Origin of the sequence: Streptomyces sp. NBC_00390, assembly GCF_036057275.1 — a bacterium.
GTDB lineage: Bacteria > Actinomycetota > Actinomycetes > Streptomycetales > Streptomycetaceae > Streptomyces.
In genome coordinates this window covers 5,726,923-5,751,510 of record NZ_CP107945.1, presented here as the reverse complement: position 1 = coordinate 5,751,510, position 24,588 = coordinate 5,726,923, and the positions used below count along the sequence as shown (strand labels likewise).

The following is a 24,588-nucleotide window of genomic DNA, read 5'->3' as shown; positions in this document are numbered from 1 at the left end:
CCAGGAGTCGGCCCTACCGGCCCGGCGATCAGTCGGCCGTACTATGCGTGCATGCCGGAGCTCAGTCCCCGCAGGCGCATGCTGGTGCTGGCGATCTGCTGTATGAGCCTGCTCATCGTCAGCCTGGACAACACCATCCTGAACGTCGCCCTGCCCTCCATGCGCGACGAACTGGACGCTTCGGTCGCCGGAATGCAGTGGACCGTCGACGCCTACACCCTGGTCCTCGCCTGCCTGCTGATGCTCGCCGGATCCACCGCCGACCGCATCGGCCGCCGCAAGGTCTTCCAGGCCGGGCTCGTCGTCTTCACCGCCGGATCGGTCCTGTGCTCACTCGCCCCGAACCTCGAGTCGCTCGTCGTCTTCCGCATGGTGCAGGCCGTCGGGGGCTCCATGCTCAATCCCGTCGCGATGTCGATCATCACCAACACCTTCACCGAGCCGCGCGCCCGGGCCCGCGCCATCGGCGTGTGGGGTGGAGTGGTCGGTATCTCGATGGCGGCCGGGCCTCTCATCGGCGGTCTCCTCGTCGACGGGGTCGGCTGGCGCTCGATCTTCTGGATCAACGTTCCGGTGGGCCTCGCGGCCCTGCTCCTCACCTGGCGTTACGTACCGGAGTCCCGCGCCCCGCGGCCCCGCCGCGCCGACCCGGTGGGCCAGCTCCTCGTCATGGCGCTCCTCGGCTCACTGACGTACGCGATCATCGAATCGGACCCCCTCTACGCAGCCGTCTCCGTCCTCGCCCTGGCCGGTCTGCTGCTGTACGAGCCCAGACGCCGCGAACCCCTGATCGATCTGCGCTTCTTCCGCTCCGCGCCGTTCAGCGGAGCCAACCTGATCGCGGTGTTCGCCTTCGCCGCGCTCGGCGGCTTCCTGTTCGTCACCACCCTCTATCTGCAGGATGTGCGCGGCCTGTCGGCGCTGGACGCCGGTCTGTACATGCTGCCCATGGCCGCAATGACCTTCGTCTGCGCCCCCCTGTCGGGCCGGCTGGTCGGCACCCACGGACCACGGCTGCCCCTGCTCGTCGCCGGCACGGCCATGACCGCGAGCGGCCTGATGTTCGCCGCGTTCGAGGCGGAGGCCACCGCGACCGGGCTGTTCACCGGCTTTGTGCTCTTCGGTCTCGGCTTCGGCCTGGTCAACGCCCCCATCACCAACACCGCCGTGTCCGGGATGCCCCGCACCCAGGCGGGTGTCGCCGCCGCGATCGCCTCGACCAGCCGCCAGACCGGCCAGACCCTCGGCGTCGCCGTCGTCGGAGCCGTACTGGCCGCCGGAGTCTCCCCCTCCTCGCCCACCGACGGGTTCGTCGACGCGAGCCGTCCCGCGTGGTGGGTCATCACCGCATGCGGGCTGGGCATCCTGGTGGCCGGGGCCCTGACCAGTGGCCGGTGGGCCCAGCAGACCGCGCAGCGGGCCGCCGAACGGCTGGAGCCGGCCGCGGAGCACCCGATGCCCGCCTCGCGGTGACAGCGCGTGCCGGACCGGCTCCGGATGCGGCGTGGATCACCCTTCTCCGGACCCGGTGGTGAGGGCGCGCCCGCTCGGCGAGGATGCCGCGGGTGAGCGGCAGTCGAGCGTGCGCGGTGTGCGGGAACGAGCTGGGCCGGCGAAGCGGGACGGGAAGAGGCGGACGGCCCGCACGCTACTGCTCCGACGCCTGCCGGCAGCGTGCCTTCCGGCGCCGCTCGGTGCGCCACGACGACGATCCCGCCGGCCCGTTGCCACCGGCCGCAGGGCTCCCCCGGGCGCTGGACTCCTTCGTCGGGCGCCATGACGAACTGACCCGGCTGCGCGCCCTGCTGAAGTCGTCGCGGCTGGTGACCCTCACCGGACCCGGCGGAGTGGGCAAGACACGGCTGGCCCTCCACACCGTCGCCCACCTGCGCGGCGCAGCCTCCGGCAGGCGGGCGCGGCTGGTCGAACTGGACACGCTGCACGACGGCGACCGGCTGCCGCAGGCCGTCGCCGCCGCACTCGGGGTCGGCGAGCGGCGCGGGCGGACCGGCGTCGACGTACTCGTCCATGCGCTCGGCGGCGGTTCGGTCCTGCTGATCCTGGACAACTGCGAACATCTGGCCGAGCCGTGCGCCGAGCTGGCCGCCCAGTTGCTTGCCCGGTGCCCTCGGCTGCGGATCCTCGCCACCAGCCGGGAAGCGCTGCGCGTACCCGGCGAGGTGGTGTTCCGTGTGGCCGAACTGTCGCTGGCGCCCGCCCACGGCCCGGACGACCCCGCGACCGTTCCGCACTGCGACGCCGTCCGGCTGTTCGCCGAACGGGCCGCCACCGCTGCACCCGGATTCACCCTGAACACGTCGAACGCCCACACGGTGGCCGAGATCTGCCGCCGCCTCGACGGACTGCCGCTCGCCATCGAGCTGGCGGCCCGCCGCGCCGGAACCCTCCCTCTCGGCGACATCCTCACCGGTCTCGACGACCAGCTCTCCCTCCTCACCGACGGCAGCAGGACCGGTCCGGGGCGGCACCGCGAACTGGCGGCCGCGATCGACTGGAGCCATCGATTGCTCGACCCGCGGGAACAGGCCTTCCTGCGTCGGCTGGCCGTCCTCGTCGGCGGATTCGACGCGACGGGGGCGGCCGCGGTGTGCACAGCCGGCGGAGCCGACGGCGAGCTGAGACCCCAGCAGGTGCTGCGCGTGCTGTGCGCGCTGGAGGCCAAATCACTGCTGGTACGGCTGCCGGGCGATGCGGCGGGAGCAGCTCGCTTCCGGCAGCTCAGCTCCGTACGCGCATACGCCCTGGACCGTCTGACCGAGTCCGGCGAGCTGCACGACACATGGCAGCGTGCCGTCGACTGGCTCACCCGGCTGCTGGCGCCGACGGCGGACCAGGTCTTCGTCGACCAGGCGGGCGGGGCGCCGACCGAGGAGCGGGAGAACCTCGCGGCGGCCGTCGCCCACGCCGGGCGGGAACGCGACATCTCATATCTGCGGCCGGCCCTCGCGCTGGCCCGGGTCCGCTACCAGCAGGAGCAGCTCACCGCCTCCCGCGCCCTGCTGACCCGGATCCTCCAGGACGACACCGAAGGCGTCCTCGGCGGCGCTGCCCTGGCCCTCGCCACCCGCGCCGCCTGCCGGCAGGCCGACCGAACCGCGGCCCTGCGCTTCGCCGAACAGGCCGTCGCCGTCGAACGCCGCGGCCACAGCCCCGCAGCCCTCGCCAACGCCCTTGACGCGCGGGCCGCCGCACACCTGTGCCGCGGCGACTTCGCCGGCGCGGTCGCCGACTTCGCCGAGTGCCTCGGCCTCGTCGTCCCGCTCGGCCGCCCCCGCGACACTGCCTGGTGCCGCCACCATCTGGCCTGGGCACTGCTGCACACCGGAAAGGCGGCCGAGGGCGACGCGCTGATGTCCCTGTGCCTGCCGCTGCTGCGGACCTGGCCCGACGGGGGTGCATCGTCGGCCGCACTGCACACCGCCGGCGCGATACGCCTCGCGCTCGGCGACCTGGACACGGCGGAAGAACTGTTCGCCGAGGCCCTGCGCACGGTCCCGGGTCAGAGCCTCCATGCGCTCTATCCGCTCGAAGGGCTGGCGCTGGTGGCCGGCGAACAGGGCGACGCACGACGCTCGCTGCGGCTGCTCACCGCCGCGGCTCAGGCACGCCGACGCCTCGACACCGAGCCCGAGGCCGCATGGCAGCGGCAGGTCGAGGCGGCGGCCGTACGCGCACAAGCCGCCCTGCCCCCGCCGGCGCGTGACGCCGCCGTGGCCGAAGGCGGCCGACTGCGCTGGCGGCAGTTGATCGGCCACGCCCTGCACCTTGACGACAGGCCTGAGACCGCGGACCCCGCGGCCGGGCGGGGCGACATGTCTCCGCTGACCGGACGGGAGTCGGTGGTGGCCGCGCTCGTCGCCGAGGGGCTCACCAACCGCGAGATCGCGTCCCGGCTCGGGCTCGCGGCGAGCACGGTCTCCACCCACCTCGACCACGTGCGGGACAAGCTGGGCATGCGGTCACGGACCCAGATCGCCCTGTGGGTGGCCGAAAGAGCACGGGTCGCCGCGGGCCGGCGGCCGCCCCGGGTTTCGTAACGCGCCGAACCCGCCGGTCATCCGGCCGATCCGCTCGCACCCGGCAGCGGCCACGCTGCTCGGAACAGGGCATTCCGAGGACTCGTGCGCCTGGTGCCGGTCCTGACCCCACCCAATGCCCTGCCGCACAGACGATCGGCAAGGAGACGCGATGCGCCAGGACCACGATGCCGGCGGCGGGCACACCAGCTCACGCAGGACGTTCATCAGGGCCAGTTCGATGGGCATGACAGCCGCGGCGCTCGCGGCGACCGGCGCCGCGTCGGCGGCGGCACACCCGATGACCGCGGCACACCCGATGACCGCAGTGCAGCAGGCCCGGGCGCAAGGCCGTCCCCTGGCCGTCACACCCGCCTGCGACGGTCACGAGACCCCGGCGGCGACCGAAGGCCCGCTCTTCAAGCCCGAGTCCCCCGAGCGCGGCAATTTGGTCACCCCCGGCATCAACGGGGTACGCCTCGACCTCAGCGGCGTCGTCTACGACACCGCATGCGCCCCCGTGACGGGCGCGCTCATCGAGTTCTGGCAGTGCGACCAGAACGGCGACTACGACACGTCCGGCTTCGCGCTGCGGGGCCACCAGTACACCGACAACCGGGGCGCGTTCCGGCTGCAGACGATCATCCCCCGTGACTACTGGGGCCGTTGGGGCAACCGCGCGCCTCACATCCACACCCAGGTGCAGGCTCCCGGCGGACCGGTCCTGATCACCCAGCTCTACTTCCCCGACGGCACCCAGGCCTACGGCCGCAACTTCGCCGCGCTCAACGCCCAGGACCGGCTCCGCAACAGCGCCTGCACGATCACGCTGTCGGCCCCGCAGGACGGCCGCTACACCGGCGCCTTCGACTTCGTCATCAAGACCACGGTCTAGTACCGACCGCCGAACACCAAGGACTCCCGTGACGAACACGAACACCTCATCCCGGCACCGGCGCGTACGGCGGCGGCCTCTGCTGGCGTCACTGGCCGCGGGTGCCATCGCGACCGGCAGCCTGGTCGTCGCCAGCGCCTGGGCCGGACCCGCTTCCGGCACGGGCGAGGCCCCGGCCGCGGCCGCGCGGGCCGGGCAGTGGACAACCACCCCCACCCCGGTGGAGAAAGGCGACCTCACCGCCGTCGCCGCGCTCGACGGCGAACAGGCGTGGGCCGTCGGCTACCGGCTGAAGGACAGCACCAACATCAAGAACGAGGCGGTCGCACTCCGCTGGGACGGGACCTCCTGGAAACAGGAGTCGACCCTGCCCGCCGACAGCTTCCCGCAGGCCCTCGCCGTGAAGTCGGCCGACGACATCTGGACGGTCGGCGCCTCCTCCGCGCACTGGGACGGAACCTCCTGGACCGCACGCGCCTTCGACCGCGACCCGGGCGGCCGCCTCACACCCGACGCGGTGGCCATCGCCTCCGACGGCAAGGCCTGGGCAGTCGGCCGTGCGGTGCCGCAGGGCATCAAGAACGGTGTGCCCGCCGTGCAGGCGTGGGACGGTTCGGCCTGGCGCAGGCAGGCCCTCCCCGATGTCGGCAAGGGCGAACTGACCAGCCTCGCCGTCGTCGCACCCGACGACATCTGGGCGGCAGGCTCGTCGTTCGCCGGCGCCGGCACCGAACAGACCGCGCTGCTGCTGCACTTCGACGGCACCTCCTGGACGCGAGTGGAGGCGCCGGGGGGCAAGGAGGGCGAGCATCGTTGGTTCGCGGGGATCACGGCGGTGTCCGCCGACGAGGTGTGGGCGGTGGGCGGCTCCGTCACCGGCGGCTCGGAACGTCCCTTCGCCGCGCGCTGGGACGGCAGGAAGTGGACCGCCGTCAGCACCCCGGACATCCCCGACGGCCGGCTGCGCGCCGCAGGCCGCTCCGGCGACAACACCCTGTGGGCGGTGGGCGGGAAGGGCTCGGTCTCCGTCGCCCTGCGCTGGGACGCCACGCAGCGCCGCTTCGAACAGGCTCCGGACCCGTCGCTGGTGATACGCGGACTGGCGACGGTGCCGCGCACCGCGGACCTGTGGACCGTCGGCATCGCCAAGAAGGGCGATCTGATCCCCGCGGCCGCCCGCTTCAAGGGCTGACCGGGGCGGGGTGGAAGCGGCCGGGGCAGCTCACACCCGGCGAGCGCGAGCGCCTGGAGCTGGACCAGGCGCTCGCGCGACGCGTCGTCGTGGGCCCGGTCCGGGCCCACAGGTGCGCTCAGGCCTCGGGCTGAGGCGTCTGCTCGTCGTCCGCCTTGCCCTGGGCCCGCTCGCGCATCTTGCGGAGCAGGTCCTGCTTCTGGCCGGCGGCCGCCTTGCGGTCGTTGTTACGGGCGGGGCCGTTGCCCTGCTGGTCGGCGCGGGACAGCTTCCGGCGCTGCCCGCCGACGCCGAGGAGGTTGTTACGGCTCTTGGCCACGGGGTTCTCCCATCGGGGTGAGAAGTGACTCGGGAATGGTCAGGCGAGGACGGATGACCGCCGCGCTCTCACTCGTACATCTGGAAGAACGAAGACATGAACAGGACGCTAGCGCGCCCGGGGGGCGAGAGCACCTGGTTTTCGGGCGTGCCGCGAGAGCGGAGCCGCACGGGTGACGCCGAGGGGCACACCCACGAACTAGTCGAGCAGCTGCGAAAGATCGTCGAAGAGGGCATGCCGGCGTGGAAGTTCACGCTGGTCGAACGCAGTGGCACGGCGCGTGCTGTCCACGGCGCCACGGCCCGTTTCCACGGTCCGGCCCTTGCGCCCCAGTGACAGAAGCCGGATGGCGACGGCGAGTTCGCGGCGGTCGCGTCCTGCTGCTGCGCGGGCTTGCGGCCGGGCCGGGCGGCACCGGTCCGGCGTAGCGTCGGCTCAGCCGCCTGCCGGGTCCACGGTCGCCTGGTGCGCCTCGGTGAGGTGTTCCTCGGCCTTGAGCCACGGCAGGAACTGCGCGTTCTTGCGCCAGCCGCAGGTGCCGCAGGTCAACTGCCGCTGCATTCCTGCCTTCTGTACCTGCACCACGTGTTCTCGTCCGTGCTGGTCCCATCTGCTCACCTTGCTGCTGGTCATGGACGGCATGCTTGCCTCCTGGCGCCTGCGGGTACGCGTGCGCCCAGTGTGCAACGAAGCCCCCGGTTCCGGGTACGGAACCGGGGGCTTCTTGCCGAACGGCCGGCGGCGGTCAGCAGCCGAGGAGGCGGCTGCCCAGGTAGCCCTGGATCTGGTCCAGGGAGACGCGCTCCTGCTTCATGCTGTCGCGCTCGCGCACGGTCACCGCGTTGTCGTCGAGGGTGTCGAAGTCGACGGTGACGCAGTACGGCGTGCCGATCTCGTCCTGGCGGCGGTAGCGGCGGCCGATGGCGCCCGCGTCGTCGAACTCGATGTTCCAGTTCTGGCGCAGGTCGGCGGCGAGGCCCTTGGCCTTCGGCGAGAGCTGCGGGTTGCGGGACAGCGGCAGCACGGCGACCTTGACGGGCGCGAGGCGCGGGTCGAGGCGCATGACGGTGCGCTTCTCCATGACGCCCTTGGCGTTGGGGGCCTCGTCCTCGTTGTAAGCGTCGAGGAGGAAGGCGAGCATGGTGCGGCCGACGCCGGCGGCGGGCTCGATCACGTAGGGGGTCCAGCGCTCGCCGGCTTCCTGGTCGAAGAACGACAGGTCGGTGCCGGACGCCTTGGAGTGCGCGTTGAGGTCGTAGTCGGTGCGGTTGGCGACGCCCTCGAGCTCGCCCCACTCGCTGCCGCCGAACTGGAAGCGGTACTCGATGTCGGCGGTGCGCTTGGAGTAGTGGGAGAGCTTCTCCTGCGGGTGCTCGAACCAGCGCATGTTCTCCTCACGGAGACCCAGGCCGGTGTACCAGTTCCAGCGCTGCTCCATCCAGTACTCGTGCCACTGCTCGTCCTCGCCGGGCTTGACGAAGAATTCCATCTCCATCTGCTCGAACTCGCGGGTGCGGAAGATGAAGTTGCCCGGGGTGATCTCGTTCCGGAAGGACTTGCCCATCTGCGCGATGCCGAAGGGCGGCTTCTTGCGGGAGGTCTGCTGGACCTGGCCGAAGTTGGTGAAGATGCCCTGGGCGGTCTCGGGGCGCAGGTAGGCGATCGAGCCGGAGTCCTGGGTGGGGCCGAGGTGGGTGGAGAGCAGGCCGGAGAACTGCTTGGGCTCGGTGAAGGTGCCCTTGTTGCCGCAGTTGGGGCAGTTGAGGTCGGCGAGGCCGTGCTCGGGGAGCTTGCCGTGCTTCTCCTCGTACGCCTCCTCGAGGTGGTCGGCCCGGTAGCGCTTGTGACAGGAGGTGCACTCGGTGAGCGGGTCGGTGAAGGTGGCGACGTGGCCGGAGGCCTCCCAGACCTCGGTGGCCAGGATCACCGACGAGTCGATACCCACGACGTCCTCGCGCGAGGTGACCATGTACCGCCACCACAGGCGCTTGATGTTCTCCTTGAGCTCGACACCCAGCGGCCCGTAGTCCCAGGCGGCCTTTTGACCGCCGTAGATCTCGCTGCACGGGTAGACAAAGCCACGACGCTTGCTCAGGTTGACGATGGTGTCGATCTTGTCGGCGGCCACGGTGCTCTCTTCATTACGACGACGAATTTGGACTTGGGGGGCGCGAAAGCGCCTCGATGAGGGGTGGTGGTCGGGGTGGCGGGCGGGCGAATGCTTCAGGTTACCGGCGGCCGCACCCCCCGGATCAAATCGGTCTGGGGTAGCGGGCAGCCACCACCCTTGTTGACAATCGTTTCCAATTTTGTTGAAAATGACTGTCATGAACGTACGACGCCTCATACCCACCACCGCCGTCGCCGGAGCGGTCGCGCTCGGCCTCATGGCCGTCTCCGCGTGCTCCACCTCCGCTGCTTCGGACGGCCGCAGCGGCGGCAAGCTGAGGGTCGTGGCGTCCTTCTACCCCATGCAGTATCTCGCCGAGGAGATAGGGGGCGCTCATGTGTCCGTCTCCACTCTCACTCAGCCCGGCATCGAGCCGCACGATCTGGAGCTGAAGCCGCGGCAGACCGCCGAGCTGAACGAAGCGGGCTTCATCCTCTATCTCAAGGGTGTGCAGCCCGCGGTCGACGACGCAATAGCCGAGGCCGATGTCGAGCACAAGGTCGACGCCGCCGGCCTCACCACGCTGGAGCACGACGGCGCGACAGGCGGGCACGACCACGGCCACGGAGCCGGGGACGAGGGACACGCCGAGGAAGGCCACGAGCACGGGGGCCATGAGTCCGAGGGCGGCGACCCGCACATCTGGCTCGACCCCGTGAAGTACGCCGAGGTCGCCGAGAAGGTCGGTGCGAAGCTCGCCAAGGCGGACCCCGACCACGCCGCGGACTACGAGAAGAACACCGACGCGCTGGTCGCCAAGCTCACCGCGCTGGACACCGACTTCCGGCAGGGCCTGAAGAACACCGCCACCAAGACGTTCATCACCACCCACTCCGCGTTCGGCCACCTTGCCGAGCGTTACGGCCTGGACCAGGAGGGCATCGCCGGCCTCGACCCGGAGGGCGAGCCGAGCCCCGCGCGCATCAGGGAACTCCAGACCATCGCGAAGAAGGAAAAGGTCACCACCGTCTTCTTCGAGGCGCTCGCCAGCGACAGGACCGCCAAGACCCTCGCGGCCGACACCGGTCTGAAGACCGACGTCCTCGATCCGCTCGAGGGAATCACACCCAAGTCCCACGGCGACGACTACCTCGAGGTCATGCGGTCCAACCTCGCCGCGCTGGAGAAGGCCCTCGGCGCACGGTGACACCCGACCACACGAACCCCACCCCACTCCCCATGGAGGGGCCTGCCATGGATCACAGCACGGATCACACCGCGAACGCCTTGGAGCCGGTCATATCCGTCCGCGGAGGCCGGGCCACGCTCGGCTCGCGGCCGGTGCTGCGCGGTATCGACCTGACCGTGCGCCGCGGTGAGGTCGTCGCCCTGCTCGGGGCGAACGGCTCCGGAAAGTCCACCGCGGTGCGCTCGGTCATCGGCCAGGTGCCGCTCACCGGCGGCGAGATCGAACTGTTCGGCACGCCGCTGCGCCGCTTCCGCCAGTGGGCCCGGGTGGGTTACGTGCCCCAGCGCACGACCGCGGCGAGCGGTGTGCCCGCGACCGTACGGGAGGTCGTCGCCGCGGGCAGGCTCTCCCGCAGCCGCTTCGGACTGCCGTCGCGTGCCGACAGGGCGGCCGTGCAGCGCGCCATCGAACTCGTCGGCCTCGCCGACCGCGCCAAGGACTCGGTGAACGCCCTGTCCGGCGGCCAGCACCAGCGGGTGCTGATCGCCAGGGCCCTCGCCTGCGAACCCGAACTGCTGATCATGGACGAGCCGATGGCGGGCGTCGACCTGGCGAGCCAGGAGGTGCTGGCCGGGACGGTGCGCGAACAGGTCGCCGCCGGTACGACGGTGCTGCTGGTGCTGCACGAACTGGGCGCACTGGAGCCGCTGATCGACCGGGCCGTGGTGCTGCGCGACGGCTGTGTGGTCCATGACGGACCGCCGCCCGAGGCCGTGGGCCAGCATGCGCTGCCCGGCCACGACCACGTACATCCGCACGCGGCCGACGAGCCGCTCCGCACGGGACTGCTGACCTGATCATGGACATCCTGGACACCGCTTTCATGCAGCGGGCACTGCTCGCGGCCGTGCTGGTCGGTATCACCGCCCCCGCGATCGGCATCCACCTCGTACAGCGCCGCCAGGCCCTGATGGGCGACGGAATCGGCCATGTCGCGATGACCGGCGTCGGCCTCGGCTTTCTGCTGTCCACCAACCCGATCTGGACGGCGACGATCGTCTCGGTGATCGGCGCGGTCGTGATGGAACTGATCCGTGCGTACGGCCGCACCCGCGGCGACATCGCGCTCGCGCTGCTCTTCTACGGCGGCATGGCGGGCGGTGTGCTGCTGATCAACATGTCGGAGACCGGGTCGACGGCGAAGCTCAGCTCGTTCCTGTTCGGTTCGCTGTCGACGGTCTCCGAGGAGGACCTCACGGCGATCGTGCTGCTCGCGGCGTTCGTGGTGGCGGTGTCGCTGGGGCTGCGCAGGCAGCTGTTCGCGATCAGCCAGGACGAGGAGTTCGCGCGGGTGACCGGGCTTCCGGTGCGGACGCTGAATCTGCTGATCTCGGTGACCGCCGCGGTCACGGTGAGCGTGGCGATGCGCGTCGTGGGGCTGCTGCTGGTCAGCGCCCTGATGGTGGTGCCGGTGGCCGCGGCCCAGCAGGTCTCGCGGTCCTTCCGGGCCACGTTCGCACTGGCCGTGGCGATCGGCGTGGGGGTCTCGCTGGCCGGAACCGCGACCTCCTACTACCGGGATGTGCCGCCGGGAGCGACGATTGTTCTGCTGGCCATCGCCGTCTTCGTTCTGCTGACCGCGCTCGCCATGCCGTTCGCGCGGCGCCGGGCCAGGGCGGTGGAGGCGCCCGGGGCGCAGTGCTCGGTGGACATGCCGGGTGCGCGCGGTACGAGCGACGACGTCAAGGTCTGAGCAGGTCCGCGCCATATGCGGGCCCCGGCGCGCAAGACTGCGTCAAGGCTCGTACGCGGGCCTGGCACAATAGCCCGACGTATGCGCGGGCAAGCGAGGAGGCACCTGTGACCACGGCGCCAACCGGCGGAAACACAGCCCCGGTGCGAGGCCGGTCCACCCGGCAGCGTGCCGCGGTGGCGGCGGCGCTCGACGAGGTGGACGAGTTCCGCAGTGCGCAGGACCTGCACGACATGCTCAAGCACCGCGGTGATTCGGTCGGCCTGACGACGGTCTACCGCACGCTGCAGTCACTCGCCGACGCGGGCGAGGTGGATGTCCTGCGCACCAGCGACGGCGAGTCGGTGTACCGGCGCTGCTCGACGGACGACCACCACCATCATCTGGTGTGCCGCCTGTGCGGCAAGGCCGTCGAGGTGGAGGGCCCGGCGGTGGAGCAGTGGGCGGAGTCGATCGCGGCCCAGCACGGCTACGTGAATGTGGCGCACACCGTGGAGATCTTCGGTACGTGCGCGGAGTGCGCGGCGGCGGCCGAGCAGTAGCAGCCGGACCATCGAGGTGGCCCGCACCCCTGCCGGGGCGCGGGCCGCTGCCATGCGTCCCGCCGGCGGCTACAGGTCGAAGCAGTCGTAGCTGCCGTCGTCGTTGCGTCCGACGGTGTTGTGCTCCCAGCAGTGCAGGGCCGGTGCCAGCGTGTACATGCGCCAGGTCAGTGCCGCGGCCACGCAGACGGTCGCCGCGAGCGCAAGGCGTGAGCGGCGTCCGGCGACGGCCAGGCCGCCCCATGCGGACAGAACGGCCAGGACGACGGAGAAGACGGCGAACCCGGCATGGTTGGGCCGGAACCCCGGGAACGTCTCCATCTCGACGGTGGCGCCGAAGCTGACGTACGCGAGGAGCGCGGCAAGGGCGAACAGTGCGGCGGCGCCGCAGCCGCGGGCGGTCATGCCCGCCGGGCGTGCCGGCCGGGCAGGGCGCGCAGCCGGCCGGCGTCACCGCCCTCGCGCACACCAAGCCCGGGAAGGATCATGAGCCCGACGCCGTGTCTGTCGCCGGGGGCCCGCAGCGCGGCTGCCATGCCGGCGGCGGTGGGCCCGTAAGTGAGCGCCACCGCCTGCCCGTTGTCGTACCGAACCTCGGTCACGGCCCTCCCCGACTCCCCGATCATGGTGGCGAGCCGTGATCGTACCGGGAGTCCGGCAGGTCAGACCGTCGGCTTTTCGAGCCGTCCCTGCATCTCCTCGAGCTCCTCGTTCGGGACCGCGCCGCCGAAGCGGCGGTCGCGCTGCGCGTACTCGAGGCAGGCGCGCCACAGGTCACGCCGGTCGAAGTCGGGCCACAGCACGTCCTGGAACACCATTTCGGCGTAACTGCTCTGCCAGATCAGGTAGTTGGAGGTGCGCTGCTCGCCACTGGGGCGCAGGAACAGGTCGACGTCCGGCATGTCCGGGTAGTACAGGTACTTCTGGAAGGTCTTCTCGTTGACCTTCGACGGGTCGAGCTTGCCGGCCGCGACGTCCCGCGCGATCGCCTGCGCCGCGTCCGCGACCTCGGCGCGCCCGCCGTAGTTGACGCAGAAGTACAGCGTCATGGCGTCGTTGTCCTTGGTCTGCTCCTGGGCGACCTGAAGCTCCTGGACGACGGACTTCCACATTTTGGGCATCCGGCCGACCCAGCGGATACGGATGCCGAGCTCGTCCATCTCGTCGCGGCGGCGGCGGATGACGTCGCGGTTGAAGTTCATCAGGAAGCGGACCTCGTCGGGCGAGCGCTTCCAGTTCTCCGTGGAGAAGGCGTACAGGGAGAGGTTCTTGACGCCCATCTCCAGGCAGCCCTTGAGTACGTCGAGGACGACACCCTCGCCGACCTTGTGCCCCTCGGTGCGCGGCAGCCCGCGCTCCTTGGCCCAGCGGCCGTTGCCGTCCATGACGCACGCGACATGCTTGGGAACGAGTTCGCCGGGGATCTTCGGCGGGCGTGCCCCGGACGGGTGCGGCTCGGGGACCTTGTACTCGCGGCGGGACCGGCCCAGGATTCCGCGTCGTGCCATGCGGGTCACATCTCCCTATTTCTCTACGTATCTCAGCGAGCGCAGGCCGCGCTCCAGGTGCCAGTGCAGATAGGCGGACACCAGGCCGCTGCCCTCCCTGACGTACCGCGCCTCGCACGCGTCCGCCGCGGCCCAGTCGCCGGTCAGCAGAGCGCTGAGCAGTGCGATGGCCTCCGCAGAGGGTACGACGCTGCCGGGCACCCGGCAGTCGCCGCATATGACGCCGCCGGCGGCGACGGAGAAGAAGCGGTTGGGTCCGAGCAGTCCGCATTTCGCGCAGTCGTCGAAGCTGGGGGCGTAGCCGTTGACGGCGAGGGAGCGCAGCAGGAACGCGTCGAGGACGAGGTGCGGAGCGTGTTCCCCGCGCGCGAGGGTGCGCAGGGCGCCGACGAGCAGCAGGTACTGCTGTACGGCGGGCTCGCCCTCGTGGTCCGTGAAGCGTTCGGCGGTCTCGAGCATGGCGGTGCCGGCGGTGTAGCGGGCGTAGTCGCTGACGATGCCGCCACCGTAGGGAGCGATGGTCTCGCTCTGGGTGCACAGGGGCAGCCCGCGCCCGACGAGTTCGCTGCCGCGCGCGAAGAACTGCACGTCGACGTGGCTGAAGGGTTCGAGCCTCGCCCCGAACTTCGACTTGGTGCGCCGCACCCCGCGGGCCACGGCGCGTACGCGGCCGTGACCGCGTGTGAGCAGCGTGATGATGCGGTCCGCTTCACCCAGTTTCTGGGTGCGCAGGACGACGCCGTCGTCACGGAACAGGCTCATGGGCCCATTCTCTCGTACGGTCCGGGCCCGGTGGCCAGGGGATGGGAGGTGGTCCTCGCGGGGCCTGTGCGCAACGAGCCCGGGGGATCCGCTCAGTCCTGTATCCGCTCCACGAGCCGTACGGTCACGGTGTCACCGGCCTCCTTGCCGATCGCCTTGCGCACGGCGGCCTTGACAGGCAGCTGGTGGGTGCCGTCCCCGAGCGCCATGAAGGAGCGGCGGAAGGGATGCCCGTCGATGATGCCGCGGACCTTGACGAGTCCCCGGGTCCCGAAGAAGTCGGCGGACCCGGGCCACACGAGGTAGGTCCAGCCGCCTTTGGCGGGGCTCTTCTGCAGGGTCGCACTGAATTCCTTGTCCATCTTGTCCATGGAGAGTGGACCGGGGCCGGCGCCGGAACTCATCAGGCCGGACCCGCCGAAAATCCCGTGCCGATGCGCCCGCCGCTCCGCTAGCGTCGCCGCCCATGACTCCTTCCCGCATCCGGCCCCCCTTCACTGCGGACGAACGGACGCAGCTCGTCGGCTGGCTCGACATGCAGCGCGCGATCATCCACTACAAGTGCGAGGGCCTGTCCGACGAGGACGCCCACCGTGCCCTCCTGCCGACGTCGCCCCTGATGACCATGGCGGGTCTCGTCTCCCACATGCGCTGGGTCGAGAACTCCTGGTTCGAGGTCCTCTTCCTCGGTGGGCCGGCCGAAGGGCCCCAGTTCGTGGAGGAGCCCGAGGACGCCGACATGAGGGTCGAGGGCGTTCCGCTCGCGCAGCTCCTCGACGATTACGAGAAGCAGTGCGCGGTGTCGAACGAGATCATCGCCGCCCATTCGCTGGACGAGGTGGGCAGGCACCCGGACTACCGCTCGGCGGCGGCGTCCCTTCGCTGGATGCTGATCCACATGATCGAGGAGACCGCCCGGCACGCGGGCCACATGGACACGATCCGGGAGCTGCTCGACGGCGAGAAGGGTTACTACTGAGCCGCACCGGACCCGACCGGCCGTCACGGCAGTTCGCCGCGGCTGCGGGCGTTCACGTACGCCGTCGTCGCGCTGATCCGCTCGACGTCCGTGGCGGGACGCACCGTGTCCGGCGCGCACTCCCACTCCAGGCCGCCGCCGACAGGTCTCAGGCTCAGCCGGGGGCCCGCCTCCCCCATGAGCCGGCCCACCCGCCCCGTTCGGGTGTCGACGACGTACGAGCCGACGGGCGGAACGTGGGTCATGGGGTCCCTTCCCCTTCCCTTGGCAGCACGGCCGCGATCATCCGCACGGTGTCGACGTCGCAGCGCCCCAATTCGACGAGCGGGCACGGCACATCGCGTGCGTGGGAAGCGGGGTCCAGACGCAGCGAGGGAAGCGTGACACCTGACCGTTTCAGAGCCGCACGCAATGTGTTCACAGCATCCTCCGCCTCTTCGACACACGCGATCGAGTGCCGCGCCCTTTCGTTGCCCGCCATTGTTTCCCTTCCTCGTCCGAGTTCACGTTTCGCATTACAAGGGTGGCGCTCCGCGGCTACCCTCGACAGGGGTGCGCCCACTACAACCGGGCAGCTGGGCAAGGAGATTGATCCATGGCCAAGGCTCCGCGGCAGGCGGCATGGGAATTCTTCGGCGCGGAACTCAAGCGCCGCAGGGAGGTCGCCGAACTCACGCAGGAGGAGCTGGGCAGGCAGGTGTTCGTATCCGGCGGATACATCAGCCAATTCGAACAGGCAATCAGGAAACCGCAGTTGGATGTGGCGCAGCGGATTGACGATTCACTGCAAACCGATGGCTTTTTCGAGCACATGTGCAGAAAGCTGTACGACCTGAGCAACGCCCGCTGGCGCAAGAGCAGTTACAGCAACGGCGAGGGCGGCGACTGCGTCAAGGTGGCGTACGACTTCACCGGCGGCGCCCCATGGCGGAGGAGCACGTACAGCAACGGCGACGGCGGCAGCTGCGTCGAGGTGCTCGACGACATCCCCGGCGCCGTACCGGTCCGTGACAGCAAGAACCCCTCCGGTCCCGTCCTGGCCGTCACGGCTCCGAGCCGGGCCACCTTCATCAAGGGATTCTTGGGGACCTCATAAGCCCCGCTTATGAGCCCATAGAGGCGGGGCGGGTACCTGGTAAGGCAAGCCTTTGTTTAGGGTGGGTCGGACGAGACAGCTGATGCCACTCGAAGGGACCCTTCATGCCTCGCCCCCTGCGGGTAGCCATCGTGGGAGCCGGCCCCGCCGGGATCTACGCCGCCGACGCCCTGCTCAAGTCCGAGACCGCGGCCGAGCCCGGTGTGTCCATCGACCTCTTCGAGCGGCTGCCCGCCCCGTTCGGACTGATCCGGTACGGCGTCGCGCCGGACCATCCGCGGATCAAGGGCATCATCACCGCACTGCACCAGGTGCTCGACAAGCCGCAGATACGTCTCTTCGGAAACGTCGACTACCCGAACGACATCAACCTCGACGATCTGCGCGAGTTCTACGACGCGGTGATCTTCTCCACGGGCGCGAACGCCGACCGGGCGCTCGACATCCCCGGCATCGACCTCGACGGCTCGTACGGTGCGGCCGACTTCGTGTCCTGGTTCGACGGGCACCCGGACGTGCCCCGTACCTGGCCGCTGGAGGCCGAGAAGGTCGCCGTCCTCGGCGTCGGCAACGTCGCGCTCGACATCGCCCGCATCCTCGCGAAGACCGCGGACGAGCTGCTGCCGACGGAGATCCCGCCGAACGTCTACGACGGGCTCAAGGCCAACAAGGCGCTCGAGGTGCACGTCTTCGGTCGGCGCGGGCCGGCGCAGGCCAAGTTCAGCCCGATGGAACTGCGGGAGCTCGACCACTCCCCCAACATCGAGGTCGTCGTCGATCCCGAGGACATCGACTACGACGAGGGCTCGATCGCGACCCGCCGCTCCAACAAGCAGGCGGACATGGTCGCGAAGACCCTGGAGAACTGGGCGATCCGTGACATCGGCGACCGCCCGCACAAGCTGTTCCTGCACTTCTTCGAGTCGCCGACCGAGGTGCTCGGCGAGGACGGCAGGGTCGTGGGCCTGCGTACGGAGCGGACCGCTCTGGACGGCACGGGCAACGTAAAGGGGACGGGCGAGTTCCACGACTGGGACGTCCAGTCCGTGTACCGCGCGGTCGGCTACCTCTCCGAGGAACTTCCCAAGCTGCCCTGGGACATGGACAGCGGCACGGTCCCGCACGAGGCCGGCCGGGTGATCGAAGGCGGCGAGCACCTGCGGTCCACGTACGTCACGGGCTGGATCAAGCGCGGTCCGGTCGGCCTGATCGGCCACACCAAGGGTGACGCGAACGAGACGGTGGCCAACCTGCTGGAGGATTACGCGGGCGGCCGCCTGCAGACGCCCACGGCGCCGGAGGCCGAGGCGGTCGTCGCCTTCCTCGCAGGCAGGGACGTCCGCTACACGACGTGGGACGGCTGGTACCGCCTGGACGAGGCGGAGAAGGCGCTGGGCGAGCCGCAGGGCCGCGAGCGCGTGAAGATCGTGGACCGCGAGGGCATGCTGCGGGCCAGCGGCGCGTAGCTGCCGGAGCGATCTGCCAAGGGCCCGGCGGCTTCGGCCGCCGGGCCCTTGACGGTTCCGCCGCCGGTCACCGGCTCACGTCCGCCTGGCGGAGCTCGGCGAGCAATTCACTCTGGCCGACGATGAGTTCGGTGAGGATCCGACGCGCAGCGCGCAGCAGTTCGGCGACATCGCCGCCGGCAAGGGCGTAACTGACGGTGGAGCCGTCGCGGATGGACACCACGATGCCGGAGCGGCGCAGCACGGCAAGCTGCTGGGACAGGCTCGACGGTTCGATCTCGATCTCGGCAAGCAGGTCTCGCACGGGTAGGGGGCCGTTCTGCAGCAGCTCCAGCACACGTATACGGACAGGGTGTCCGAGCATGCGGAAGAACTCCGCCTTGGCCTGGTACAGCGGTACCTGCATATGAATGCTCCTGCTGGGTTCGACGGCCTGCCGTGTGCCGAGGCCTCTGCTGCCGCCGTCACGGCGGCGGTGCAGTGCAGGGTCGATCCTCCCGCCTTCGAGTGCCGCACTCCCAGGGGGTTCAGCGCATCGGGATGTGGCGATGTGGGTACTTGAAGAAATCTTCAAGTACTGGGCACACGAAGGCGGGAGAGACCGGCTGAGTGCCTAGACCTCCAGCTCCGCCTCGATGCGCTTGAGCTGATGGCGGGCCATGGCCAGGTTCGACTTGGCCTTGTCGAGCACGAGGTAGAGGAACAGACCGTTGCCGCCGCGGCTCTTGAGCAGGCGGATGAGGTGGTACTGGCCGCCGAGGGTGATCAGCACGTCCTCTATGTCCTCCTTGAGGCCGAGGTGTTCCATGGTGCGGGTCTTGGCCCGGATCACATCGGTGTTGCCGGCGGCGGCGACGGCCAGGTCGAGGTCCTTTCCGCCCCCGAGAGTACCCAGCGCCATCCCGCTGGTGTAGTCCACAAGGGCGGCACCGACACTGCCCTCGATCGATGTCATGGCTTCCTTGAGAGAGGTCTCCACACTCGCCACGTCAGGCACACTCCTCGTCAGACTGCATGGGTGGACGGCGCTCGCGATGCGAGTGCCGACGGACTGCGACGGAGACGCTACTGATCGTGTGCAAGGTCCGGGTGGATATGCCTGAACCGGGGCGAAGGTCGGTGATTACCCCGTAGGATGCGCGTCACCGCGGACCGAAGGGGCCGTCAGGTGCGCGACCATCGTGTGTATGACCCTCACGCCCGTACCCGAGCGCACGACCGACGCACATGACCGGATCAAGATCTGGTACCGCTTCGAGCCACGCGACGGGTGGCCGCCCTATGACACCGAGGGCCTGTGGGCCACACGCCTGAGCGAGGACACCGCCCGCGTCGCGAACGTGCCCTTCCTGCAGGACGGGGTGGCCGAGGGGGAGATCGTCCGGTTCGTCACCGGCGCCGACGGCCTCTACTGGGCCGTGGAGCGGGTGGAGGCATCGGGAAACTGCACCATCCGGGTTCTTCCCGTGCCCAGCGGCCCCCTGGGCAGGAGCGCCGAGGCGGTCCACGAGAAGCTGGCGCCTTTCGGCCTGGGCGGGGAGAGCTTCAGCAAGGACTTCCCGCTGGTCGCCCTGACCGTGCCGGCCGACGCGGACCTCGGCGGGATCAAGGCGCTGCTGATCCGCGGTCAGGAGGAGGGCTGGTGGCGCTTCGAGACTGCCTGTGTCACCGACGCCTGGCGCGCTGCGTAGCTGAACGGGCTTGACGGGGCAAGGCGTTGGCGGTGGCGGCGTCAGTCGTCGAGGAGCCGGTCGTCCAGGTGCGCCCCGTAGAAGTCCGCCTGGCGGGCCATGATCGTACGCATCGGCGTGCCGCGCGGGACTCCGTGGACCGTGCCCGGGAAGTCCAGGCCGCGCTGCTTCTCCCACAGCTCGTCGTGCCTGTCCGGAGAGAACAGCTCCGCCGGGTCGCCCGCCGCGATCCAGCCGATGGGGAGCACCGTCCCCGGCTCCAGGCGCGAATTGACGTGCAGCACGCTGTTGATCCGCAGTTCGCAGCCCGCTCCCGCCACGGCGCCGGGGAATGCTGACGCACCCGTCGCCACGAAGACCTCGTCCCCGATCCTCGCCCCGTTGATGTGCGCATGCGGGCCGATCAGTACGGCGTCCCCGAGCACCGCCGGATGGTTCGCCCGGCCGCGGACCAGCGCGTTCTCCATCACCACGACGTCCGCGCCGGTGCGCACTTCGCCGTCCTCGGCCGTGAGAACCGCGCCGTGCAGGACGCGTGCCCGCTCGCCCAGCACCACCGCGCCGCACAGGACGGCCGAGGGGGCGACATACGCGGACTCGGGGACCACGGGCCTGGTGCCGCGATGTGCGATCAGCATGGACGGAGCCTATGGCGCGGGCGCGTCGCCTGGTGTCACCAGGCCGGACTCGTAGGCCACGATCACCAGTTGGGCCCTGTCGCGGGCGCCCAGCTTGCCCATGATGCGGCTGACATGGGTCTTGGCCGTCAGCGGGCTCAGGCCCAGCGTCTCGGCGATCTCCGTGTTGTTCAGGCCGCGGGCCACCAGCGTCAGCACCTGGCGTTCGCGGGCGCTCAGGCCGCCCGGGCCCGCCGTCACCGGCGGCGGGGCGGACGGGGCGCTCAGGACGCGGGCGATCAGGCGGGACGTGGGACCGGGCGAGAGCAGGGACTCCCCCGCCGCGACCGTCCTGATGGCGGCGAGCAGGTCCGCCGGCCTGGTGTCCTTGACCAGGAAACCGGAGGCACCCGCGCGCAGCGCCTCGAGGACGTGCTCGTCCGTGTCGTAGGTGGTCAGGACGAGGACCTTGACGCCGGCCAGATCATCGTCTGCCGCGATCAGGCGGGTGGCTTCGATGCCGTCGAGTTCGGGCATGCGGATGTCCATGACGACCAGGTCCGCCCGTTCGGAGCGGGCGAGTTCGACGGCTTCGGCTCCCGTGCCCGCCTGGCCGACGACCTCCATGTCGCGGGCCGATTCGACGAGCATCGCGAACGCGGCGCGGACGAGCGTCTGGTCGTCCGCGAGCAGGACGCGGATCGGGTTCATACCAGGACCTCCGACGGCTGGAGCGGTTGCAGCGGCAGGGCGGCCGCGACTTCGAAACCGGCACCCTGGGGGCGCGGGCCCGCGGACAGGGTGCCGCCGACGCTGCGGGCGCGCTCCCGCATGCCGATGATGCCGAAACCTGATCCGTTGGTGCTCTTGTCCGCCGTTCCGTCGTCGGTGACCGTGACATACAAGGACATCTCGCGGCGTTCGACGGCCACTTCGATGCGTACGCCCCGGCCGCCGTGCCGTACGGCATTGGTCAGCGACTCCTGCACGATCCGGTACGCCGCGGCCTCGACGGCGGGCGTGAGCTGCTCCCCGCCGGTGTGGAGGCGGAGCTCCGCACCGGCCGCCCGTACGAGATCGGGCAGCGCGGCCAGGTCCGGCAGCGGGCCGTCGCAGTCGGGGCCGTCCGCCCTGAGCACCTCCAGGGTGGTGCGCAGCTCACCGCGGGCGGTGCGGCAGGTGTCCGCGATGTCGTCGAGCGCCGTGGCGATCGCGGCCCGGTCGAGCCGGTCCGGGTCGACGGTCAGGACATGGGAGGCGACCGAGGTCTGCACACCGATGAGGGTGATGGAGTGCGCGAGCAGATCGTGCAGATCGCGGGCGATGCGCAGCCGCTCCTCGGCGACGCGGCGGGCCGCCTCTTCCTCGCGGGTGCGTTCGGCCCGCTCGGCACGGCTGACCACGGAGGCGATGTAGAGGCGGTAGACGCGGACGTCGACGCCGAAGACGAGTGCGGCGAAGATCCAGCCGGAGGTGCGCAGTGCCTCCAGGCCCTCGTGGGTGCCGACGTTGAACATCACCGTCAGGGAAAGGCTGATGACACCGCAGCCGACGAGGAGCGTGTGCAGCGGCCGGGCGGTGGCGGCCACGGTGTAGAGGGCGAGCAGCGACCCGGGCACCGGCGCGGCATGGGTGTTGTCGAGGGCGTGGTACGGCCCGACGCACAGCAGTACGGCCACGAGCACCCAGGCCGGCCGGGACCGGCGCCAGGCCAGCGGCACGGTGGTGCCGGCGAGCAGGGCCCAGCCGAGGGCGTCCGGTCGCCGGCCGTCGTCGACGAACAGGGCCAGCAGGAGGGCGAGTACGCCGACGGCGGCGGCGAGGATCGCGTCGTTGCGGCGGCGGTCGGGCACGGCGAGCGGATCGCGGCTGACCGCGGTGAGTATGCGCTCGCCGAGGCGCGGGCGTGCTGAGGCCGTGACGGGGGCAGAGGGCGGGGGGCTGGTCTGTGGCTGCTGCACGGTTCCATCCTGAGTCAGGTGCCGGCTGTTCCCCACCTCGCCCCCTTCCCGTTCCCGGGGGCTCCGCCCCCGGACCCCGCGCCTCGATCTCCCCGGGTCTCCGCCACCCCCACCGGGCGGCATGTGCCTGACCCTTCCGTCGCACCGCCCCCACCTCACACGCCGGCGAGGCTCGACCGCTGTGCCGGGTCCGTGGGCGTCGTGTCCGGCACGCGCCTGCTCAGGCCACCCGGCCACCACACGCGCCGCCCCAGCAGCAGGCTCGCCGACGTCACCAGATACGTACGGACCAGGAAGGTGTCGAGCAGCACGCCGACCGCCACCACGAAGCCCATCTCGACGAGCGCCACCAGCGGCAGGTTCATCAGCACCGCGAACGTCGCGGCCAGCACGATGCCGGCCGATGCGATCACCCCGCCCGTGGTGCGCAGCGCGGTGAGCGCCGCGGCGGCCGGTTCGGCGCCCGCGAGGGCCTCTTCGCGCATGCGGTGCATCAGGAAGATGCCGTAGTCGACGCCGAGGGCGACCAGGAACACGAAGGAGAGCAGCGGCAGTCCGGGATCGATGCCCCCGAAGTCGAACACGGGCCCGAAGACGAGGCCGCCGAGTCCCATGGCCGCGCCCCACACCGCGACGACTGCGACGATGAGGATCAGCGGGGCGACGAGACTGCGCAGCAGGGCGATCAGGATGAGCACCACCGCGCCGAGCACGAGCGGGATGACGACCGTGCTGTCTCGGGTGTTGGTGTCCTCCAGGTCGATCTGCTGGGCGCTCGGCCCGCCGACGTAGCTGTCCTCGAGACCGGCGCGCAGCGCCTTGATGGTGGCCGTCTCGCCGGGAGTCTCGGGTGCGTCCTTCGCGAACACGGCGATGGCGGTCCAGCCGTCGCCGCTGCGTCCGCGTTCGGCGGCGACGACGCCTTCGGTGGCGCGGGCCTCGGCGAGCGCCTCGTCCGCTCCGGCGGTCGGCGCGATCACGCTGATGGGCTGGCTGCTGCGCTCGGGATAGGCATCGGCGAGCGTCCGCATCGCGGAGACGGACTCGGGCCGCTCGGTGAAGCTGTCCTCCTGGGCGACACTGCCGGGAAGGTTGAACACCCCGAGAGCGAGCGTGCCCAGCAGGAGTGTCCCGAGGACCAGGACGGCCGCCGGCCGGCGGCTCGCGGAGCTGCCCATCGCCGCGAACAGCGAGCGCCGCTGCGCGGGTTGGCTGCCGTGGACGGGTACGAGCGGCCAGAACACCCGGCGGCCCAGCAGGACGAGTACGGCGGGCAGCAGGGTGAGCATCGCGGCCAGTGCACACACCACGCCGACCGCGCCGACGGGGCCGAGGCCGCGGGCGCTGTTGAGGTCGGCGGCGAGCAGGCACAGCAGTCCGGCGGCGACGGTGCCGGAGGAGGCGAGGACGGCGGGGCCGCAGCCACGCAGGGCGGCGGCCATGGCGTCGTGCGGCCGTGGGATGCGCCGCAGCTCCTCGCGGTAGCGGGCGACGAGCAGGAGGGCGTAGTCGGTGCCGGCGCCGAAGACGAGGACGGTCATGATGCCCGCGCTCTGACTGGTGACGGTGAGGTCGAAGCCCTGGACGAGGCCGTGGATGACGGCACGGGAGGCGAGGGCCGCGACGCCGACGACGACGAGCGGCACGAGCCACAGGAACGGGCTGCGGTAGGTGAGGATCAGCAGGACGGCGACGACGATCACGGTCGCGATCATCAGGGTGCCGTCGATGGTCTCGAAGACCGCCTCCATGTCGCTCTGCATGGCGCCCGGCCCGCCGACTTCCACGGTGAGTCCGGCGTCCGACCCCTCGGTGCCGAGCCGTTCGCGGACGTCCTCGACGAGAGCGGCCCGCGCGTCGTTGTCCACACCGGGTTCGGTGGACGACAGCGGATACATCAGCGTGGCGCCGTCCTTGGCGGGGATCCCGGCCGGCGGCCGCTCGCCGGTGAGGCGGTGAGCGGCGGCGATGTCCGCGATCTGTCGGCCGGCCGTGGCGCGGTCGGCCGCGGTCAGCCCGCCGTCGCGGTGGTAGACGACGACCAGATCGGTCGACTCGCCGCCGGGCAGTGCCTGCTGGATCCTGGCGACCTGGGTGGAGTCGGCGCCCGCCGGCAGATAGTCGACGATGTTGTCGCGCTGCACGTCGCCGAGTTTGCCCGCGTAGGGGCCGGCGAGAGCGACGACCGCGAGCCAGAACAGCACGATCGCCCAGGGCACGGCGCGGCGCCGCGCGGTCGGCTGCGCCGACGGTGGCGCCTTCTCGGTAGGTACGGCCCCCATGGGTGTCTCCCCTTCGTCCCGGGTCCGGTGACTGCGTGCGTCACCAGGCTCCCGCCGGTCGGAAGCGGTTTCGTCGCGCTCGGGGGTGAGATGGGGCGTACTGCCCGGGGTGTCACCTGCGGGCTGTTACTCCCCGGGAAGTACCGGTCCGCGCGCAGGAGCGCGTGCCGGACGCACCGCAGCCGGGCG

The 24,588-nt window shown here is 70.8% G+C and carries 28 protein-coding genes and 1 pseudogene; 14 read left to right on the top strand and 15 right to left on the bottom strand.

The features are described 5' to 3' along the window. Nucleotides 1–51 precede the first annotated feature (51 nt). The 4 genes from OHS70_RS25300 to OHS70_RS25285 all read left to right on the top strand — a co-directional run bounded on the left by OHS70_RS25300 (nucleotide 52) and on the right by OHS70_RS25285 (nucleotide 6,124). Entirely contained in the window at nucleotides 52–1,473 is a 1,422-nt protein-coding gene (locus tag OHS70_RS25300; RefSeq protein WP_328400818.1) for an MFS transporter, read from the top strand. 83 nt (nucleotides 1,474–1,556) lie between these two features. Beyond that, complete coding sequence (locus OHS70_RS25295; protein ID WP_328400816.1) at nucleotides 1,557–4,058, top strand: ATP-binding protein; 2,502 nt, start codon at nucleotides 1,557–1,559, stop codon at nucleotides 4,056–4,058. A 151-nt stretch (nucleotides 4,059–4,209) separates the two neighbouring features. After that, entirely contained in the window at nucleotides 4,210–4,932 is a 723-nt protein-coding gene (locus tag OHS70_RS25290) for a dioxygenase family protein (protein WP_328400814.1), read from the top strand. Nucleotides 4,933–4,960: 28 nt separating this feature from the next. After that, nucleotides 4,961–6,124: a hypothetical protein gene (locus OHS70_RS25285; protein ID WP_328400812.1), complete on the top strand. Its 1,164-nt coding sequence runs from the start codon at nucleotides 4,961–4,963 to the stop codon at nucleotides 6,122–6,124. Between the two features lie 118 nt (nucleotides 6,125–6,242). Here the strand turns inward: OHS70_RS25285 and OHS70_RS25280 are convergent, their stop codons facing one another. Next, on the bottom strand, nucleotides 6,243–6,443 hold the full coding sequence (locus OHS70_RS25280) for a DUF6243 family protein (RefSeq protein ID WP_328400810.1): 201 nt from the start codon (nucleotides 6,441–6,443) through the stop codon (nucleotides 6,243–6,245). 96 nt (nucleotides 6,444–6,539) lie between these two features. Between OHS70_RS25280 and OHS70_RS25275 the strand changes: the two genes are divergently transcribed. Next, nucleotides 6,540–6,779 (top strand): hypothetical protein, encoded by a 240-nt coding sequence (locus OHS70_RS25275; RefSeq protein ID WP_328400808.1) that lies wholly within the window; start codon nucleotides 6,540–6,542, stop codon nucleotides 6,777–6,779. 99 nt (nucleotides 6,780–6,878) lie between these two features. On the opposite strand, the gene OHS70_RS25270 is transcribed toward OHS70_RS25275, so the two are convergent. Continuing rightward, complete coding sequence (locus OHS70_RS25270) at nucleotides 6,879–7,085, bottom strand: hypothetical protein (RefSeq protein WP_328400806.1); 207 nt, start codon at nucleotides 7,083–7,085, stop codon at nucleotides 6,879–6,881. 103 nt (nucleotides 7,086–7,188) lie between these two features. Further along, on the bottom strand, nucleotides 7,189–8,571 hold the full coding sequence (locus OHS70_RS25265; protein WP_328400804.1) for a glycine--tRNA ligase: 1,383 nt from the start codon (nucleotides 8,569–8,571) through the stop codon (nucleotides 7,189–7,191). Nucleotides 8,572–8,770: 199 nt separating this feature from the next. Between OHS70_RS25265 and OHS70_RS25260 the strand changes: the two genes are divergently transcribed. From OHS70_RS25260 to OHS70_RS25245, 4 genes are all read left to right on the top strand, one after another. Then, entirely contained in the window at nucleotides 8,771–9,760 is a 990-nt protein-coding gene (locus tag OHS70_RS25260) for a metal ABC transporter substrate-binding protein (RefSeq protein ID WP_328400802.1), read from the top strand. 47 nt (nucleotides 9,761–9,807) lie between these two features. After that, nucleotides 9,808–10,599 carry a metal ABC transporter ATP-binding protein gene (locus OHS70_RS25255; protein ID WP_328400800.1) on the top strand — a complete coding sequence of 264 codons (792 nt, stop codon included), beginning with the start codon at nucleotides 9,808–9,810 and terminating at the stop codon, nucleotides 10,597–10,599. Nucleotides 10,600–10,601: 2 nt separating this feature from the next. Further along, nucleotides 10,602–11,495: a metal ABC transporter permease gene (locus OHS70_RS25250; RefSeq protein WP_328400798.1), complete on the top strand. Its 894-nt coding sequence runs from the start codon at nucleotides 10,602–10,604 to the stop codon at nucleotides 11,493–11,495. Nucleotides 11,496–11,602: 107 nt separating this feature from the next. Beyond that, nucleotides 11,603–12,037: a Fur family transcriptional regulator gene (locus OHS70_RS25245; RefSeq protein WP_328400796.1), complete on the top strand. Its 435-nt coding sequence runs from the start codon at nucleotides 11,603–11,605 to the stop codon at nucleotides 12,035–12,037. Nucleotides 12,038–12,106: 69 nt separating this feature from the next. On the opposite strand, the gene OHS70_RS25240 is transcribed toward OHS70_RS25245, so the two are convergent. The 5 genes from OHS70_RS25240 to OHS70_RS25220 form a co-directional block, all read right to left on the bottom strand. Then, nucleotides 12,107–12,442: a hypothetical protein gene (locus OHS70_RS25240; protein ID WP_328400794.1), complete on the bottom strand. Its 336-nt coding sequence runs from the start codon at nucleotides 12,440–12,442 to the stop codon at nucleotides 12,107–12,109. Next, complete coding sequence (locus OHS70_RS25235) at nucleotides 12,439–12,639, bottom strand: hypothetical protein (protein ID WP_328400792.1); 201 nt, start codon at nucleotides 12,637–12,639, stop codon at nucleotides 12,439–12,441. The genes OHS70_RS25240 and OHS70_RS25235 overlap by 4 nt, the downstream gene beginning before the upstream one ends. A 60-nt stretch (nucleotides 12,640–12,699) precedes the next feature. Next, entirely contained in the window at nucleotides 12,700–13,545 is an 846-nt protein-coding gene (locus OHS70_RS25230) for an isoprenyl transferase (RefSeq protein WP_328400791.1), read from the bottom strand. Between the two features lie 15 nt (nucleotides 13,546–13,560). Then, complete coding sequence (gene recO / locus OHS70_RS25225) at nucleotides 13,561–14,307, bottom strand: DNA repair protein RecO (protein ID WP_328400789.1); 747 nt, start codon at nucleotides 14,305–14,307, stop codon at nucleotides 13,561–13,563. Nucleotides 14,308–14,399: 92 nt separating this feature from the next. Next, entirely contained in the window at nucleotides 14,400–14,669 is a 270-nt protein-coding gene (locus OHS70_RS25220) for a DUF1905 domain-containing protein (RefSeq protein WP_328405893.1), read from the bottom strand. A 104-nt stretch (nucleotides 14,670–14,773) separates the two neighbouring features. Between OHS70_RS25220 and OHS70_RS25215 the strand changes: the two genes are divergently transcribed. After that, entirely contained in the window at nucleotides 14,774–15,286 is a 513-nt protein-coding gene (locus tag OHS70_RS25215; protein WP_328400787.1) for a DinB family protein, read from the top strand. 23 nt (nucleotides 15,287–15,309) lie between these two features. Here the strand turns inward: OHS70_RS25215 and OHS70_RS25210 are convergent, their stop codons facing one another. Continuing rightward, on the bottom strand, nucleotides 15,310–15,531 hold the full coding sequence (locus tag OHS70_RS25210; RefSeq protein ID WP_328400785.1) for a hypothetical protein: 222 nt from the start codon (nucleotides 15,529–15,531) through the stop codon (nucleotides 15,310–15,312). A gap of 350 nt (nucleotides 15,532–15,881) precedes the next feature. Between OHS70_RS25210 and OHS70_RS25205 the strand changes: the two are divergent. From OHS70_RS25205 to OHS70_RS25195, 3 genes and pseudogenes are all read left to right on the top strand, one after another. Then, nucleotides 15,882–16,118: pseudogene (locus OHS70_RS25205) on the top strand (helix-turn-helix domain-containing protein); the annotation flags it as partial. Next, nucleotides 16,098–16,382 carry a DUF397 domain-containing protein gene (locus tag OHS70_RS25200; RefSeq protein ID WP_328405891.1) on the top strand — a complete coding sequence of 95 codons (285 nt, stop codon included), beginning with the start codon at nucleotides 16,098–16,100 and terminating at the stop codon, nucleotides 16,380–16,382. The pseudogene OHS70_RS25205 and the gene OHS70_RS25200, both read left to right, overlap by 21 nt. Nucleotides 16,383–16,486: 104 nt before the next feature. Next, complete coding sequence (locus tag OHS70_RS25195) at nucleotides 16,487–17,848, top strand: FAD-dependent oxidoreductase (protein WP_328400783.1); 1,362 nt, start codon at nucleotides 16,487–16,489, stop codon at nucleotides 17,846–17,848. A gap of 67 nt (nucleotides 17,849–17,915) precedes the next feature. Here OHS70_RS25195 and OHS70_RS25190 read toward each other — a convergent pair whose 3' ends face one another. Together OHS70_RS25190 and OHS70_RS25185 are read right to left on the bottom strand one after the other, a co-directional pair. Continuing rightward, nucleotides 17,916–18,254 (bottom strand): ArsR/SmtB family transcription factor, encoded by a 339-nt coding sequence (locus OHS70_RS25190; RefSeq protein ID WP_328400781.1) that lies wholly within the window; start codon nucleotides 18,252–18,254, stop codon nucleotides 17,916–17,918. Nucleotides 18,255–18,461: 207 nt separating this feature from the next. Next, nucleotides 18,462–18,836: a hypothetical protein gene (locus tag OHS70_RS25185; RefSeq protein ID WP_328400779.1), complete on the bottom strand. Its 375-nt coding sequence runs from the start codon at nucleotides 18,834–18,836 to the stop codon at nucleotides 18,462–18,464. Nucleotides 18,837–19,035: 199 nt separating this feature from the next. Here OHS70_RS25185 and OHS70_RS25180 point away from each other — a divergent pair, with 199 nt between their 5' ends. Beyond that, a complete protein-coding gene (locus OHS70_RS25180) occupies nucleotides 19,036–19,539 on the top strand; it encodes a DUF4265 domain-containing protein (protein ID WP_328400777.1) in 504 nt (167 codons plus the stop codon). Nucleotides 19,540–19,580: 41 nt separating this feature from the next. On the opposite strand, the gene OHS70_RS25175 is transcribed toward OHS70_RS25180, so the two are convergent. The 4 genes from OHS70_RS25175 to OHS70_RS25160 all read right to left on the bottom strand — a co-directional run bounded on the left by OHS70_RS25175 (nucleotide 19,581) and on the right by OHS70_RS25160 (nucleotide 24,399). Then, nucleotides 19,581–20,177, bottom strand: coding sequence for a gamma carbonic anhydrase family protein (locus tag OHS70_RS25175; protein WP_328400775.1), 597 nt, complete (start codon nucleotides 20,175–20,177; stop codon nucleotides 19,581–19,583). Between the two features lie 9 nt (nucleotides 20,178–20,186). Then, nucleotides 20,187–20,867 (bottom strand): response regulator transcription factor, encoded by a 681-nt coding sequence (locus OHS70_RS25170; RefSeq protein WP_328400773.1) that lies wholly within the window; start codon nucleotides 20,865–20,867, stop codon nucleotides 20,187–20,189. Further along, entirely contained in the window at nucleotides 20,864–22,117 is a 1,254-nt protein-coding gene (locus tag OHS70_RS25165) for a sensor histidine kinase (RefSeq protein WP_328400771.1), read from the bottom strand. The genes OHS70_RS25170 and OHS70_RS25165 overlap by 4 nt, the downstream gene beginning before the upstream one ends. A 155-nt stretch (nucleotides 22,118–22,272) precedes the next feature. Then, nucleotides 22,273–24,399, bottom strand: a complete 2,127-nt coding sequence (locus tag OHS70_RS25160) for an MMPL family transporter (RefSeq protein WP_328400769.1) — start codon at nucleotides 24,397–24,399, stop codon at nucleotides 22,273–22,275. Nucleotides 24,400–24,588: the final 189 nt, after the last annotated feature.